The sequence below is a fragment of the Mucilaginibacter sp. genome (genome assembly GCF_025362475.1).
Lineage (GTDB): Bacteria > Bacteroidota > Bacteroidia > Sphingobacteriales > Sphingobacteriaceae > Mucilaginibacter.
In genome coordinates, this window is sequence record NZ_JANYGH010000038.1 from 1 (window position 1) to 12472 (window position 12472).

At 40.2% G+C, this 12472-nt stretch carries 15 protein-coding genes; 11 read left to right on the forward strand and 4 right to left on the reverse strand.

What is annotated here, in order from left to right; genetic code table 11:
- Nucleotides 1–135: 135 nt before the first annotated feature.
- Entirely contained in the window at nt 136–810 is a 675-nt protein-coding gene (locus Q0R88_RS13270) for a hypothetical protein (protein ID WP_295716792.1), read from the reverse strand.
- A 106-nt stretch (nt 811–916) separates the two neighbouring features.
- Nucleotides 917–1606, reverse strand: coding sequence for a hypothetical protein (locus Q0R88_RS13275; protein ID WP_295716794.1), 690 nt, complete (start codon nt 1604–1606; stop codon nt 917–919).
- A 266-nt stretch (nt 1607–1872) separates the two neighbouring features.
- Here Q0R88_RS13275 and gcvH point away from each other — a divergent pair, with 266 nt between their 5' ends.
- The 11 genes from gcvH (at nt 1873) to Q0R88_RS13330 (ending at nt 11218) form a co-directional block, all read left to right on the forward strand.
- Nucleotides 1873–2253 carry a glycine cleavage system protein GcvH gene (gene gcvH, locus Q0R88_RS13280; RefSeq protein ID WP_295716795.1) on the forward strand — a complete coding sequence of 127 codons (381 nt, stop codon included), beginning with the start codon at nt 1873–1875 and terminating at the stop codon, nt 2251–2253.
- On the forward strand, nt 2253–2648 hold the full coding sequence (locus Q0R88_RS13285; RefSeq protein WP_295716796.1) for a VanZ family protein: 396 nt from the start codon (nt 2253–2255) through the stop codon (nt 2646–2648). The genes gcvH and Q0R88_RS13285 overlap by 1 nt, the downstream gene beginning before the upstream one ends.
- A gap of 314 nt (nt 2649–2962) precedes the next feature.
- The gene (locus Q0R88_RS13290) at nt 2963–3178 is read left to right on the forward strand and encodes a ferrous iron transport protein A (protein WP_183562073.1); all 216 of its coding nucleotides are present in this window, start codon (nt 2963–2965) and stop codon (nt 3176–3178) included.
- A gap of 11 nt (nt 3179–3189) precedes the next feature.
- Nucleotides 3190–5304 (forward strand): ferrous iron transport protein B, encoded by a 2115-nt coding sequence (gene feoB, locus Q0R88_RS13295; protein WP_295716800.1) that lies wholly within the window; start codon nt 3190–3192, stop codon nt 5302–5304.
- Nucleotides 5305–5529: 225 nt separating this feature from the next.
- The gene (locus Q0R88_RS13300; RefSeq protein WP_295716802.1) at nt 5530–6144 is read left to right on the forward strand and encodes a SprT-like domain-containing protein; all 615 of its coding nucleotides are present in this window, start codon (nt 5530–5532) and stop codon (nt 6142–6144) included.
- A 275-nt stretch (nt 6145–6419) separates the two neighbouring features.
- On the forward strand, nt 6420–7058 hold the full coding sequence (locus Q0R88_RS13305; protein WP_295716804.1) for an MBL fold metallo-hydrolase: 639 nt from the start codon (nt 6420–6422) through the stop codon (nt 7056–7058).
- 34 nt (nt 7059–7092) lie between these two features.
- Nucleotides 7093–8319 carry an FtsX-like permease family protein gene (locus tag Q0R88_RS13310; RefSeq protein ID WP_295716806.1) on the forward strand — a complete coding sequence of 409 codons (1227 nt, stop codon included), beginning with the start codon at nt 7093–7095 and terminating at the stop codon, nt 8317–8319.
- A 57-nt stretch (nt 8320–8376) separates the two neighbouring features.
- Complete coding sequence (locus Q0R88_RS13315; RefSeq protein WP_295716808.1) at nt 8377–8703, forward strand: hypothetical protein; 327 nt, start codon at nt 8377–8379, stop codon at nt 8701–8703.
- 69 nt (nt 8704–8772) lie between these two features.
- On the forward strand, nt 8773–9144 hold the full coding sequence (gene rbfA, locus Q0R88_RS13320) for a 30S ribosome-binding factor RbfA (protein ID WP_295716810.1): 372 nt from the start codon (nt 8773–8775) through the stop codon (nt 9142–9144).
- Nucleotides 9145–9156: 12 nt separating this feature from the next.
- Complete coding sequence (locus tag Q0R88_RS13325) at nt 9157–9843, forward strand: peptidoglycan DD-metalloendopeptidase family protein (protein ID WP_295716811.1); 687 nt, start codon at nt 9157–9159, stop codon at nt 9841–9843.
- Between the two features lie 700 nt (nt 9844–10543).
- Nucleotides 10544–11218 carry a TonB family protein gene (locus Q0R88_RS13330; protein ID WP_295716813.1) on the forward strand — a complete coding sequence of 225 codons (675 nt, stop codon included), beginning with the start codon at nt 10544–10546 and terminating at the stop codon, nt 11216–11218.
- A gap of 48 nt (nt 11219–11266) precedes the next feature.
- Here Q0R88_RS13330 and Q0R88_RS13335 read toward each other — a convergent pair whose 3' ends face one another.
- A complete protein-coding gene (locus tag Q0R88_RS13335; protein WP_295716814.1) occupies nt 11267–11464 on the reverse strand; it encodes a hypothetical protein in 198 nt (65 codons plus the stop codon).
- 198 nt (nt 11465–11662) lie between these two features.
- The gene (locus tag Q0R88_RS13340) at nt 11663–12157 is read right to left on the reverse strand and encodes a thioredoxin family protein (protein ID WP_295716816.1); all 495 of its coding nucleotides are present in this window, start codon (nt 12155–12157) and stop codon (nt 11663–11665) included.
- Nucleotides 12158–12472 lie beyond the last annotated feature (315 nt).

Below are 12472 nucleotides of genomic sequence, written 5' to 3' on the forward strand. Positions count from 1 at the left end.
AACAGGAATTGCAGCAACAAGGTGAATTGCTGGAAGCACATTTAAGAAGGTTATCGAGGCGAACAGCCGAAAAGCTCTTTAAAAATGGACTTTAACAATTCCCACCCCGAAGCGTTCAACTTCGGGGTTTATTGATTAATCAGAAAATTTCTTTAAATAAATTAGGCCTTTAAAATAAGTAGAATACTTAACTGCAAGGCCTATAAGATATGTTGTCAAAAAAAAGCTTTTGTTGCCGGGATCAATAATTGCCAGGACTAATTCCGGGACCTCAATAACGTACCTTCTTTTGCCTGGGGTAAAGTCCTTCTTACAAACGTAAATTTCTAAAGGGAATTTATTTTGAGGTCCAACCTTGCCAATTAACCCAACTGATCCTTCATGGTTTTTGTAATAGCCCGTTACAATAATTCGACCTTCTGTAAGATCAGCCTCATTAAATGGGGGCGATGTAACAGGGGCCTCAATAGCTATCTGCGTTAATTGACTGACCTCGGATGCCGCTTCGTGTGCCTTTCTTTTTCGTATATCCTTTTGTGATTTTTTATAAATTCTTTTGAGTTTTGAAAATTCGGACGGGGTTGGATTAGTGTATTTATCCCTTTCTTCCTCAGTAATAAACGTACTGTATTTGCCAACTAAAGAATAAAACTGCTTGATTTTTATGTCCTCCTCGGTTTCTTTCTTGACTTTTGTCGGCGGATCGGATAGGTCAGCTTTTTGAATTTGTGCACTAAACTTTTCCAGGGCTGTTGTGAGGCGATTTACCAAAAAGCCTATGTCATCAATAGTTATTTTTTCTTTAGGCATAAGGTGAATTTAGGAATGCGAAAGCGATTTAAGCGATGCGTTCAAGCGCGGGCGTAGGGTTTCACTGAACACAATGTTGAACGGTGTGCAATTTTGCACCGATCTTTTATTGATTTCGGTATTTTTCAGTTGCTTGATTAACCATATCTATTATTTCCCGCCTTTTCCTATCTCTTTCATTTTCATCTTCCATTTCAACCACCTTAAATCTCGTATCAATAAAAAAATAATACCTACTTAAAACCAATGCACCAAATTTGTTTTTGGCTCTAAAAGTATGTACCAATGAATATCCCTGCAACTTAGGGCTAAATTTTACAGATAATACTGAGTCTAATTTTTTCAAGCTGTCAATTATTATTTCCCCGCCTGCTTTAAGTGACATGTGCTCGTGATAGTCATCATTATTTAATAGCTCTTCATCTCTTTTACCAATTTTATCGACAAAAATAAGATGATCAACTTTGTCATTAAGCGCCTCATACTTTCTTTTTTCAAGGTCTAATTCACTGTGTCTTTCAGATGAATAATAGTCGCTATATTCTTTTTTTAATTTTGTCCACGAAACCGGCTTGTAGCTACCAGGATCATTCATAGCTTTTAGCAGAGAGCTTATGCATTTTTTGCGTGCTAATTCTTGTGACTTTGCCAAAAATGGCAACATTGCAATTGTTAAAAGGAATAGGTATTTTTTCATCACGGCAGGTATGCTAAATATCATCCTGGTTAATAAGATGCCTACAAACATCATTACGCCTGATACAATTAAATAACCGGTAAGGGCAGCTGATTCCATTTTTTTAAGATTAGTAGTGAAAAGTTGAGTGTTTAGATCAGATAAACCTACAATTAAATAATTGGCCGAACGACAAAAGAAAGATTAAATAAATTACTATTGTCATATTCATTTTATTTACCTCTGTACATTTTTAATTTATTGATGTTAAATAATTGCAAATAGTAGTAGATTTACAGGCATTGCAATAGTATGTTTGCAATTGTGCGTGCAAGGTTAATTATAAAAGCTACATAACTAATTGATAATAACATATTTATAACGACATGAATTTTCCCGCTGAATTAAAATACACTAAAGACCACGAGTGGATAAAAGTTGAAGGCAATGAAGCTACTATCGGCATTACCGAATTTGCGCAAAGCGAACTGGGCGATATTGTTTATGTAGATATAGCATCCTTAGGGAAAGAAACTGCCAAAGATGAAGTTTTTGGCACGGTTGAGGCTGTGAAAACAGTATCGGACCTGTTTATGCCGGTAACCGGAACAGTGACGGAAATTAACCCCGCCCTTAATAATCATCCCGACCTTGTAAACGCTGATCCGTATGGCGAAGGCTGGATGGTGAAAATCATCGTTTCCGATCTGTCAGAAATAGACGGCTTGTTATCTGCTGATGACTATAAAGCGGTTGTTGGCGCTTAATGAAAGCAATATTAAAATATCATGGGCTCACAATTTTGTGGGCCTTATTTATTTTTGTCATTTGCTCTGTTAACTTGAGCTCTGCCAGCGATTCGCCGATGTTTTTCCCCGGCTTTGATAAACTTACGCATACCGGGCTGTTTTTTACGCTGGTTGTACTGTTTTGTAACGGTATTATAAGGCAACAAAAAAGGCATACTTTCACGTATAAGCAGATAATAGTTGTTGTTTTAGCCGCTGTTTTTTTTGGCGGAGTGATAGAAATCTTGCAACTAACTATTTTTACCTGGCGCAGTGCCGAGTGGAACGATTTGTTTTGCGATGTGCTTGGCATTTGTATGGGGATTTTTGCTGTTGTATTAACATTAAGCGCGGTTGGTAATGAGAAAAAGTAAACTGATTATAATTGGAGCGGTGATACTATTCAGTTGCTCTTCTTGCGGTATATTTAAAAAAGGCTGCGGATGCCCAACATTTGGTGTTATCAAAAGTGCAGTTGATGCCCATAAATTCTGTTAAACTTTATTTCGATAAACGGTTCAATGATGTTGAACCGCTAAAAAAATAAGAATCTGTGAAAGCTTACGTTTTCATACCAAGAAGTTTTCACAAAAAATATTTTTTCAAAAGTGATCCTTGTCATTTTTAACCATTCTTATTTGGATTTAATATAAATAAGCTTACATTTGCTCAGGTTAAAAAATATACGATGACACTTTCACAACTTGAGGTAGGCGAAATAGGTATTGTAAAGGAGTTTACTGATCTTGAAATGTCGGTAAAATTGATGGAAATGGGATGTTTACCAGGTGAGGAAATCAGAATTTCGCGTATTGCACCTCTTGGAGATCCTATAGCTATTCACGTTTCCGGCTACCAGTTAAGCTTGCGTAAATTTGAAGCCTCCACCATTATTTTGCAGTAGTTTTGTAAACATTGAAAGCCGATATAAGAGTTGCACTTGTAGGAAATCCAAACACCGGTAAATCAACTCTCTTTAACATTTTAACCGGTCTTAATCAAAAAATAGGAAATTTTCCGGGCGTTACTGTTGATAAAAAAACAGGATTTTGCCAGCTGCCTGATGGTCGCACGGCTGAGATCATTGACCTGCCCGGTACCTATAGTATTTACCCCAAAAGTAAAGACGAATCCATTGTATTTTCTGTTTTAGCCGATAAAGCCAGAGGCCTTGTTCCGGATTTGATTGTTGTAATACTTGATGCATCAAACCTGAAACGCAACCTGTTGCTGTATACCCAGATAGCCGATTTAAAAATACCTGTTGTAGTAGCACTCAACATGATCGATGTATCTGAGAAAGCGGGTATTACTATTGACGTTGATTTGTTTGCCAAAAAGCTGGGTGTGCCGGTTGTACCTATTTCGGCCCGGAAGATAAAAGGGATCGATCAGCTTAAAAGTACCATCGCCTATGCCAATAAAATTGCGCTGCAGCTGGAGACTATTGACGTTGAACCCATTGCCCCGCAACTGATAGCCCAGATACAGCAGGAATTAAAAATTGATAATCCCTACTTTGCCCTGCAGCTTGCCCATCAGCATGAAACCCTGAATTTTTTATCGGCTAAAGAAAGCGATCGTATAGAGGAGCTGGAAGCACTGCATTCTTTCCATTCTCAAAAAGCCCAGGCTACAGAAACCATCGCGCGTTACAGTTTTATAAACGATCTGTTGTATGATACGGTTAAGAAGCCCGAAACTGCCCAGGACGAATCTGTAAGCAATAAAATTGATAAGATACTTACGCATAAGATATTCGGCTTTATCATATTTTTTGCCATACTGATGTTCATATTCCAGGCCATATTTTCATGGTCGGCCTACCCGATGTCGCTTATCGAGAATTTATTCATCTGGCTGCAAAGCAGTGTAAACAAGGCTTTACCAACCGGTCCGTTCACCAGTTTACTGGTTAATGGTATTATTGCCGGTTTAAGCGGAGTGTTGGTATTTGTACCACAGATAGCCATTTTGTTTGCAATGATATCCATACTGGAAGATACCGGCTATATGTCGCGCGTTACTTTTATGATGGATAAGGTGATGCGCAAAGTTGGCCTCAACGGTAAATCGGTAGTGCCGCTTATTGGTGGTTTTGCCTGCGCCGTGCCATCTATCATGAGCACCCGCAATATCGAGAACTGGAAAGACAGGATGATCACCATTATGGTTACCCCCCTGGTAGCCTGCTCTGCCCGTTTGCCGGTTTATACCTTACTTATTGCCCTTGTAGTGCCAAACCGCAATGTTTGGTGGCTGTTTAATTTGCAGGGACTGGCACTTACAGCCATGTACCTGTTGAGTATTATATCGGCGGTAGTAGTGGCTTTTGTAATGAAGTTTATTTTAAAGGCCCGCGAGCGCGGCTATTTTATTATGGAGCTTCCTGTTTACCGGATGCCCCGCTGGAAGAACGTAGCCTTTACGATGTATGATCGTTCAAAAACATTTGTACTGCAGGCGGGTAAAGTTATTATTGCAGTATCCATCATTTTATGGGTATTGAAATCATACGGTCCTGGTGATAGGTTTGCACAGATTGACAAAACATACAGCCAGCCGCAATATACTAAATCCATGAAACCCGATAGCCTGAGCAAGGTTATCGCGTCCGAAAAATTAGAAAACTCCTACGCCGGTGTATTTGGTCACGTAATAGAGCCGGTTATTAAGCCGCTTGGTTTTGATTGGAAGATAGGTATAGCCCTTATCAGTTCGTTTGCTGCCCGCGAAGTGTTTGTAGGTACCATGGCCACCATTTATAGCGTGGAGGGCGATGCGGACAAGTTGGAATCTGTGCAGCAAAAAATGCATAGCGCTACTAACCCTGATACCGGTAAGCCGGTGTTTACTTTAGCGGTTGCCTTTTCGCTGATGATGTTTTACGCTTTTGCCATGCAGTGCGCCAGCACCGTGGCGGTAGTATATCGCGAAACCAAGGATTGGCGCTGGCCCGCCGCGCAATTCGCTTATATGACGGCTTTGGCATATACCGCCAGTTTTATAGTTTATCATTTCCTGAAGTAGGTTTTGGTTCATGGTTGATAGATCATGGTTCATGGAATGTTTTTTATTGGCACTCAACTGTGACCTGCTTATCTGCCTTAAGTTCTGCCTATAATCCATGAACTATCAACCGTGAACCGCTAACAAATAATAATCTCTTTGTAATTCTTTAAAAACTATCAGCTATGATCAATGAACCATCTACAATGAACTGATGAAATCATTATATTTGTGTTGAGGTAAACATTGGATAAAGTAAAAGTTTTAGAAAGATATGTCCCACCCGACGCTGCCCCACTCATCGGCCGCTGGATCGACTACTTTAAATGCGAATTTAAAATTTCACGTAACCGGGGCACCAAGTTTGGCGATTACCGTTCGCCACATGCCGGTAAAGGTCACCGTATATCGGTGAATTATGATCTTAATCCCTACGCTTTTTTGGTAACTACCGTACACGAGTTTGCACACCTGCATACCTGGAACCAGCATAAACAAAAAGCAAAGCCCCATGGAGCCGAGTGGAAAAACAATTTCAAAAAAATGATGCAACCCTTTTTTGAAAAAGACATTTTTCCGCATGATGTAAAGCACGCCATAACCAGCTACCTCGATAATCCTGCGGCCTCCAGTTGTTCAGATCTTAATCTTTACCGGTCATTGCGCAAATATGATGCGCCTAAGGAATCATCTGTGCTCACAGTGGAGAAAGTTCCCTTCAAGGCCCTGTTTAAAATAAAAGGCGACCGCGTTTTTCGTAAAGAAGAACAGTTGCGCAAGCGTTTTAAATGTGTGGAGATAGAAACCAAGCGGGTGTATTTGTTTAGTCCGGTTGCTGAGGTAGAATTGGTGGAGGGGTAGTTAATGCCCCTGGCCGCCCGCCCAGCGTCATTGCTTCGTCCCTCGCAAAGACGTGTTGCTAAAAAATCTTTTTTTGTCATTCTGAACGCAGTGAAGAATCTGCTATTCGCCATGCTTCTTTGCCCTGTAAAGTCTCCGATTAGATCCTTCACTATCGTTCAGGATGACAAAGCTATTAGAAGTCATTTATCTTTAGCGTCCCCCAATTTTACAACTCCCAATCACGTTTTTTTCAAACCTTCATACCCAACAAATTAAATCCGTACTTTTACCCCATGGCAGAAGTTAAATCATTTGTAAATAATCCTTACCAGGAAAACACTTATATTTTATATGATGAAACCGGCGAATGTGTTATTATTGATCCGGGAATGTATACCGCTACAGAGCAAAATGTTGTGGTTAATTTTATAAAGGATAATAACTTAACTCCCGTTCTGCTGCTAAATACCCATTGCCATATTGATCATGTGCTTGGTAATAAATTTGTGTTTGATAAATACGGGCTTAAGCCTAAATTTCATGAGGGGGAGTTGCCTGTATTGGCAGCCGTAGTGGCTTATGCGCCTCAAATGGGTATCAGGTACGAGGTTTCTCCAATACCGGAGGAATATCTGCCCGAAACCGGAACCATAAAATTTGGCAATACAGAGTTGGAGTTGATCTTCGCGCCAGGTCATTCTCCCGCGCATTTGTGCTTTTATGATAAGGCGGCGAATATTTTAATAGGTGGCGATGTTTTATTCAGGATGAGTATAGGCCGCACAGATTTGCCTGGTGGTAATTTTGCCCAGCTGATGGATAATATCGAAACCAAGCTTTTTGCTCTGCCCGATGATTGCACCGTTTATCCGGGTCATGGGCCGGAAACTACGATAGGTTTTGAAAAACAAAATAACCCGTTTCTTACTTAAGCACATAACGTAATACTTATCACTCAAAACCAATTTGAATACTTCGGTCTATATAGCTAAACGGTACTTGTTCTCGGGCAAGAAGATGCACGCCATCAATATCATATCGGGCATATCCATGCTGGGCGTGCTGGTAGGCAGCGCGGCCTTGATTATTATATTATCGGTGTTTAATGGGTTCGAGAAAGTTATCCTTTCTTTATATAGCAATTTCACTCCCGAAATAAAGATCGAAACCCGGCTTGGCAAAACTTTCGATCCTAATACGCCCTATTTTAATGCATTGCATAAAGATGCCAGCCTCTTTTCATTCACGGAGGTGCTACAGGAAAAGGCCCTGATAAGATATGGAGATAAGCCGCTAATTGGAATTATAAAGGGTGTGAGCGATGATTTTTTAAAAAACAAACAGCTGGATAGCACTGTACAAAACGGATCTTTTACCTTAAAAAGCGGGGATAAGTATTTTGCAGTAGTTGGGGCAACTATACAAGGTAGCCTGGGCATCAATGTTCATGATGATCTATCGCCCATACAAATATTTTCACCACGGCGTACTGTGGTAAGTTCGGCAAATCCGCTTGATGAGTTTGAAGTGCGATCCATTAACGCATCCGGAGTGTTTGCCATACAGCAGGAGTTTGATGATATTGTGGTAACACCAATAGAGTTTGCCCGCGACCTGCTTAATCAGCCAAAAGAAATTACATCGCTGGAGCTTACCTACAAAAAAGGCACCGATCTATCGGTGGTACAAAACAAAATTAAGGATGCCATAGGCAAGCAGTACACTATAAAAAATCGTAAGGAACAAAATACCGAGCTTTATAAAACGTTAAATTACGAGCGCTGGAGTATATTTATGATTTTGACCTTTGTACTTATCATAGCCATATTTAATATCATAGGTTCATTAACCATGCTGGTTATTGATAAGCGCAAGGATATAGCCATTTTAAGTAGCCTGGGTGCCAATAAACGATTAATACAAGGGATATTTTTTTTTGAGGGGATGATGATATCAATATTTGGTTGTATTGTTGGCATAGCACTTGGCCTTGCATTTTGCCTGGTGCAACAGCGCTTTGGATTTATAAGGATGGGCGCGGCCACTTCGGTGATTGATGCTTACCCGATAGATCTTAAGATAACTGATTTTGGCCTGGTATTTTTAACAGTAGGGGCCATATCTGTTATCGCATCGGGTATTAGTGCACGATTAAGTATTAAAGGATTGGATGAAATCAAACAGGATTTGTAAATTTGTTATATGAGGATAAGGTATATTCAAAATTTCGCCTTCTTAATTATTCTTTTTTTGGCAGCGAGCTCATGTAACGGAAATTCGAAAAAAGTAGATATACCTCTTGTTTACAAAGGTTTGTACAGCTTTGGTCCCGAAATAAAATCATTTAAAGATTGCGACAACGGCACAGAATTTTGGGTTGCAGATAGCTCGGCAACGTTGGAACTGCAATACTCGCAAATGAACTTCGAAAAACCATATGAGCCGGTTTATGTTGAGGTAGAGGGTATTAAATCAAAATCGGGTAAAGAGGGGATGGGATCTGAATATGATAGCACCCTTGTTGTAAAAAAAGTAATAAAAATAACAAAAGAGATACCGCAGGATATGTGTAATTAACACGATATTCAACAAAGGTTAATCAAAATAAATAAAACTCATCTGCCGCAGTGGCGTTAACTTATCATCATGGAATCAAAACGTCAGCAAAAATTTGCCGGAGTAATACAGGAAGACCTGGCAGCTATATTTCAACGCGAGGGTATGAACTATTTGCCTAATACCCTGATAACCATAACCAAAGTACGGGTAACCCCCGACCTGGCCATCGCCCGCATATTTTTAAGCTTTTTTGGCAATACTAATTTGCAGCTGGCTTTGCAAACTATAAAGTCGCATGCTTCAGAAATTCGATATAAACTGGGAGCGCGTATTAAAGACCAGGTAAGGATAATTCCGCAGTTGGAATTTTTTGTGGATGATACCAGCGAATACGTGGAACGCATGGATAAAATATTTGATAAAATAAGCAAGGAAGAACGCCAGCCGGATACAGAATAGCGATTTATCCCGATGGATCATCATGAACAGCTTCATAGTTATTTAAAAAACCACCCGGATGCCATTGGCAGGGTGGTTGATTATAATGCCGGCACCGACCGGCTTTTTTTGTTAGATTTTACTGCTGCCAACACGGAACTAACTACGGATATTATTGCCGATACCCAAAAGTTTACGGATTGGGTAAACGACAAACTGAAAGCAAATAACTGCCGCTACGGAATTGGTGGTTATATGGAGCACCGCACTATTTATGCAGTAAGTGCCCATTTTGATACCGAAGATGAGCCCCGCCGCTTGCATTTAGGCGTTGATATTTGGGGGGCCGAAGGCACACCCATCTATACTCCCTTTGATGGTAAGGTACACAGCTTTCAGGATAACAATAACCTGGGCGATTACGGCCCTTGTATTATTTTAGAACATAACCTTAGTGGCTTAACGCTGTATAGTCTTTACGGCCACCTGAGCCGCAAAAGCCTGGAAGGCTTGATCGTTGGGAAGCCTTTAAAAAAAGATGAGCGAATAGCCAGCCTTGGCGATAATACGGAGAACGGCCAATGGCCGCCACATCTGCATTTTCAGCTGATGTTTGATATGGAGGGGAAGTTTGGTGACTATCCTGGCGTATGTAAATATTCGGAGATGGAAAAGTATAGGACGAATGTGCCCGATGCGGGATTAGTGCTGGGGTTTTAGCCCCCCGGCGCCCTGAAGGGGGAGCTTAGCGTACACAAGTAAAAAGAGCAGTCTGCACCGTTAGGTGCAACCTGTTTGTAGAAAGGATATACCCATTAACTTTGCCTCGTTAGAGGCTACCTTTCAATAGCAATGTTATTTACCTTGTTAATTGGGGGGCACTTACATTTTTTATTTACTGTTTATAACTAATAAAGGGGCAGTCTGCACCGTTAGGTGCTACCTGTTTGTAGAAAACATATGCGATTACCTTTGCCTCGTAGAGGCTACCCCTAAACAGCAATGTTATTTACCCTAACAATTGGGGTTGCACCTACGGAGCAAAGCTTGATTGTTGTTCAAAATTGCTACAAACAGGCAGCTCCTGACGGAGCATACTTGCATGCGTACACATCATAGCTGTTCGGAAGAAATAAAAAGGCGGTCATGCCGATGCAGATCAACATCTCACTTGCAGGGCAACCCCTGTGCTGGCTTCGAAATTATCTATAAAAAACTCAACCTTTCTGATTGGGTGCTGAAATAAATTCAGCATGACTTGTTGTTTTTTAAGCAATTATACGATAAGCAACGTGCATAGCATAATGATTACCGGTTCTGTAAGGTGGCGAAATAAATCCGGCCTGAATCAGCATAAATTACGACATAACAATTCCACAAACCCAATCATTATCCCCGTTTTATTGTCGATATTTATACTATGATAAGGCACTTGCTCATAGGTATAATAGCGCTAACTACGGTGTTTGCTGCAAAAGCTCAGCCTGCGTTTAAAGGTGGGCAAAATGCACTTGATAACTTTCTGCTATCAAAAATTGTTTATCCCGAGTATTCCAGGCAAAATTGCATTTCGGGTACTGTTACTGTTGCTTTCAAACTGGATAAGACTGGTAAAGTGATGGAGGCCAGGGTACAAAACGGACCCGGTATCGATCTGGATGATGAAGCCTTAAGAGTGATCAGGTTAACATCGGGCCAATGGATAATTCCGGCTGACTATAGTTCAACAACTTACCTGTTTCAGCCTATACGCTTTGATCCCGACCCAACACGTTGCAACTCATCAACGGCAAATGATGTGCAGGCAGCAATTGCCAATTACAGGAGCAGGCAGGAACTGGAAAACGCGGTTACCAATTATTATATCAATAAATATCAGGGTAAGGCCGATCCATCTAAAGAATCACTCATCATTGCCCTAAAAAAACAGTTGGGATTTGATGACGAATTGGTGGGCGATTTGCTTAACCAGGCTAATGAAAAACTAAAACAAGGGGATAAGGAAGGCGCCTGTACCGATTGGAACTTTATCCGCAATATTGGCAGCGATAGGGCCGATAGTTTTATTGAAAAATATTGCAGTAAAAAGCCTTAACCAAATTATAATTCGATTAAGGCTTTTTGATTGCTTGCAGAATAAAAATCAGGCAGTTAAGCTTACCAGCTCAACTTCTTTAATGGCCAGCAACATAAGGCGGCCCTGGTATTCAACCCAAACATCGGCAAAACCGTTACCATCATAACCTAAAAACTTCATGAAGGGGTTGCTAATGTTGAGGTTTTTCCACCTTTTACCAATGTACTTAAGTAACTGACCACTTTTTAATGTTGTGTTTGCCATAAGTTTTAATTTTTAAAGTGTGAAACAATGAACTAAGGTAATTAACATTTGCGAAAATATTTAACCCGTAGAAAATAAATTTTCTTTTGTATCCGGTTTATTACAGCAAAGAAAACAGTATTAAGTTGCCGTTACTCTATGATAAAACCAATGCCAAATGGGTAATGTTTTGTTTGTTAGTGCTTTATCGGTAAAATGTTATTTTGCTTTGGTATAGCTTTTGGGGTCGAGCGCACCGGGCGACCAACCTTTAAAAAAATCCAATATTTTGTCCTTACTGTAACCTTTTCCCTCTTCCAGGTATTCGGAGTTTTGAGTGTGGAGGCGCGTTCCTTTACCATCGAGCACAATAAAAACCGGGAACCCAAATCGTTGAGGATAACCCAGTTTGGCTAAGGCCTCTTCGTTCTCGTTTTCCTTGCTGTAATTTACATGTAAAACAATATAGTTGGCATTAAGGTATTTATCCAGCGTGGTGTCTTTGGTTACCAGGTCATTAAAGCGGATACACCAGCTGCACCAGTTGCCGCCTATTTGTAAAAGTACATTTTTATGTTGCGTTGATGCTTGTTTAACAGCAGCTGCAATATCTGCTTTGGCATCGGCCGATGGATTGTAAAGATGAGGCTTCTCCTGTGCCCTTACAGCCAAAGAAAATGCGGAAATCAATATTAAAAAAAGCAATTTTTTCATAAGTGGAAAAATATTTTTTCGCTGCTGTATCAGCAATAAACCGTCGTAGATATGTAAGATGAACAAATTACAGGTTTAAGGTAGAGAATTATTTATAATAATTCAACAAGATTGGTCAAATACAGGCACTTGTAAACACAATGTGGAAAACTTCCAAATTGAATGGTAGCTGAAGAGTAATATTTTTGATATAGAATACCCTAACAACACCCCGATTATTATCGGAAACTTAGGGCCGATATGTGAAAGCGCTTATTTAAAATTGAGTTTTTTCAGTTATAAATAGTTAATATGTGTTAAGCCCCGCCCAATGCG

Excerpts from the sequence above, each read along its gene's own strand:
- Q0R88_RS13275 (WP_295716794.1), bottom strand. The coding sequence starts at position 1,606 with ATGGAATCAGCTGCCCTTACCGGTTATTTAATTGTATCAGGCGTAATG.
- Q0R88_RS13305 (WP_295716804.1), top strand. The coding sequence starts at position 6,420 with ATGGCAGAAGTTAAATCATTTGTAAATAATCCTTACCAGGAAAACACT.
- Q0R88_RS13290 (WP_183562073.1), top strand. The coding sequence starts at position 2,963 with ATGACACTTTCACAACTTGAGGTAGGCGAAATAGGTATTGTAAAGGAG.
- gcvH (WP_295716795.1), top strand. The coding sequence starts at position 1,873 with ATGAATTTTCCCGCTGAATTAAAATACACTAAAGACCACGAGTGGATA.
- Q0R88_RS13270 (WP_295716792.1), bottom strand. The coding sequence starts at position 810 with ATGCCTAAAGAAAAAATAACTATTGATGACATAGGCTTTTTGGTAAAT.
- Q0R88_RS13285 (WP_295716796.1), top strand. The coding sequence starts at position 2,253 with ATGAAAGCAATATTAAAATATCATGGGCTCACAATTTTGTGGGCCTTA.
- Q0R88_RS13335 (WP_295716814.1), bottom strand. The coding sequence starts at position 11,464 with ATGGCAAACACAACATTAAAAAGTGGTCAGTTACTTAAGTACATTGGT.
- rbfA (WP_295716810.1), top strand. The coding sequence starts at position 8,773 with ATGGAATCAAAACGTCAGCAAAAATTTGCCGGAGTAATACAGGAAGAC.
- Q0R88_RS13340 (WP_295716816.1), bottom strand. The coding sequence starts at position 12,157 with ATGAAAAAATTGCTTTTTTTAATATTGATTTCCGCATTTTCTTTGGCT.
- Q0R88_RS13330 (WP_295716813.1), top strand. The coding sequence starts at position 10,544 with ATGATAAGGCACTTGCTCATAGGTATAATAGCGCTAACTACGGTGTTT.
- Q0R88_RS13325 (WP_295716811.1), top strand. The coding sequence starts at position 9,157 with ATGGATCATCATGAACAGCTTCATAGTTATTTAAAAAACCACCCGGAT.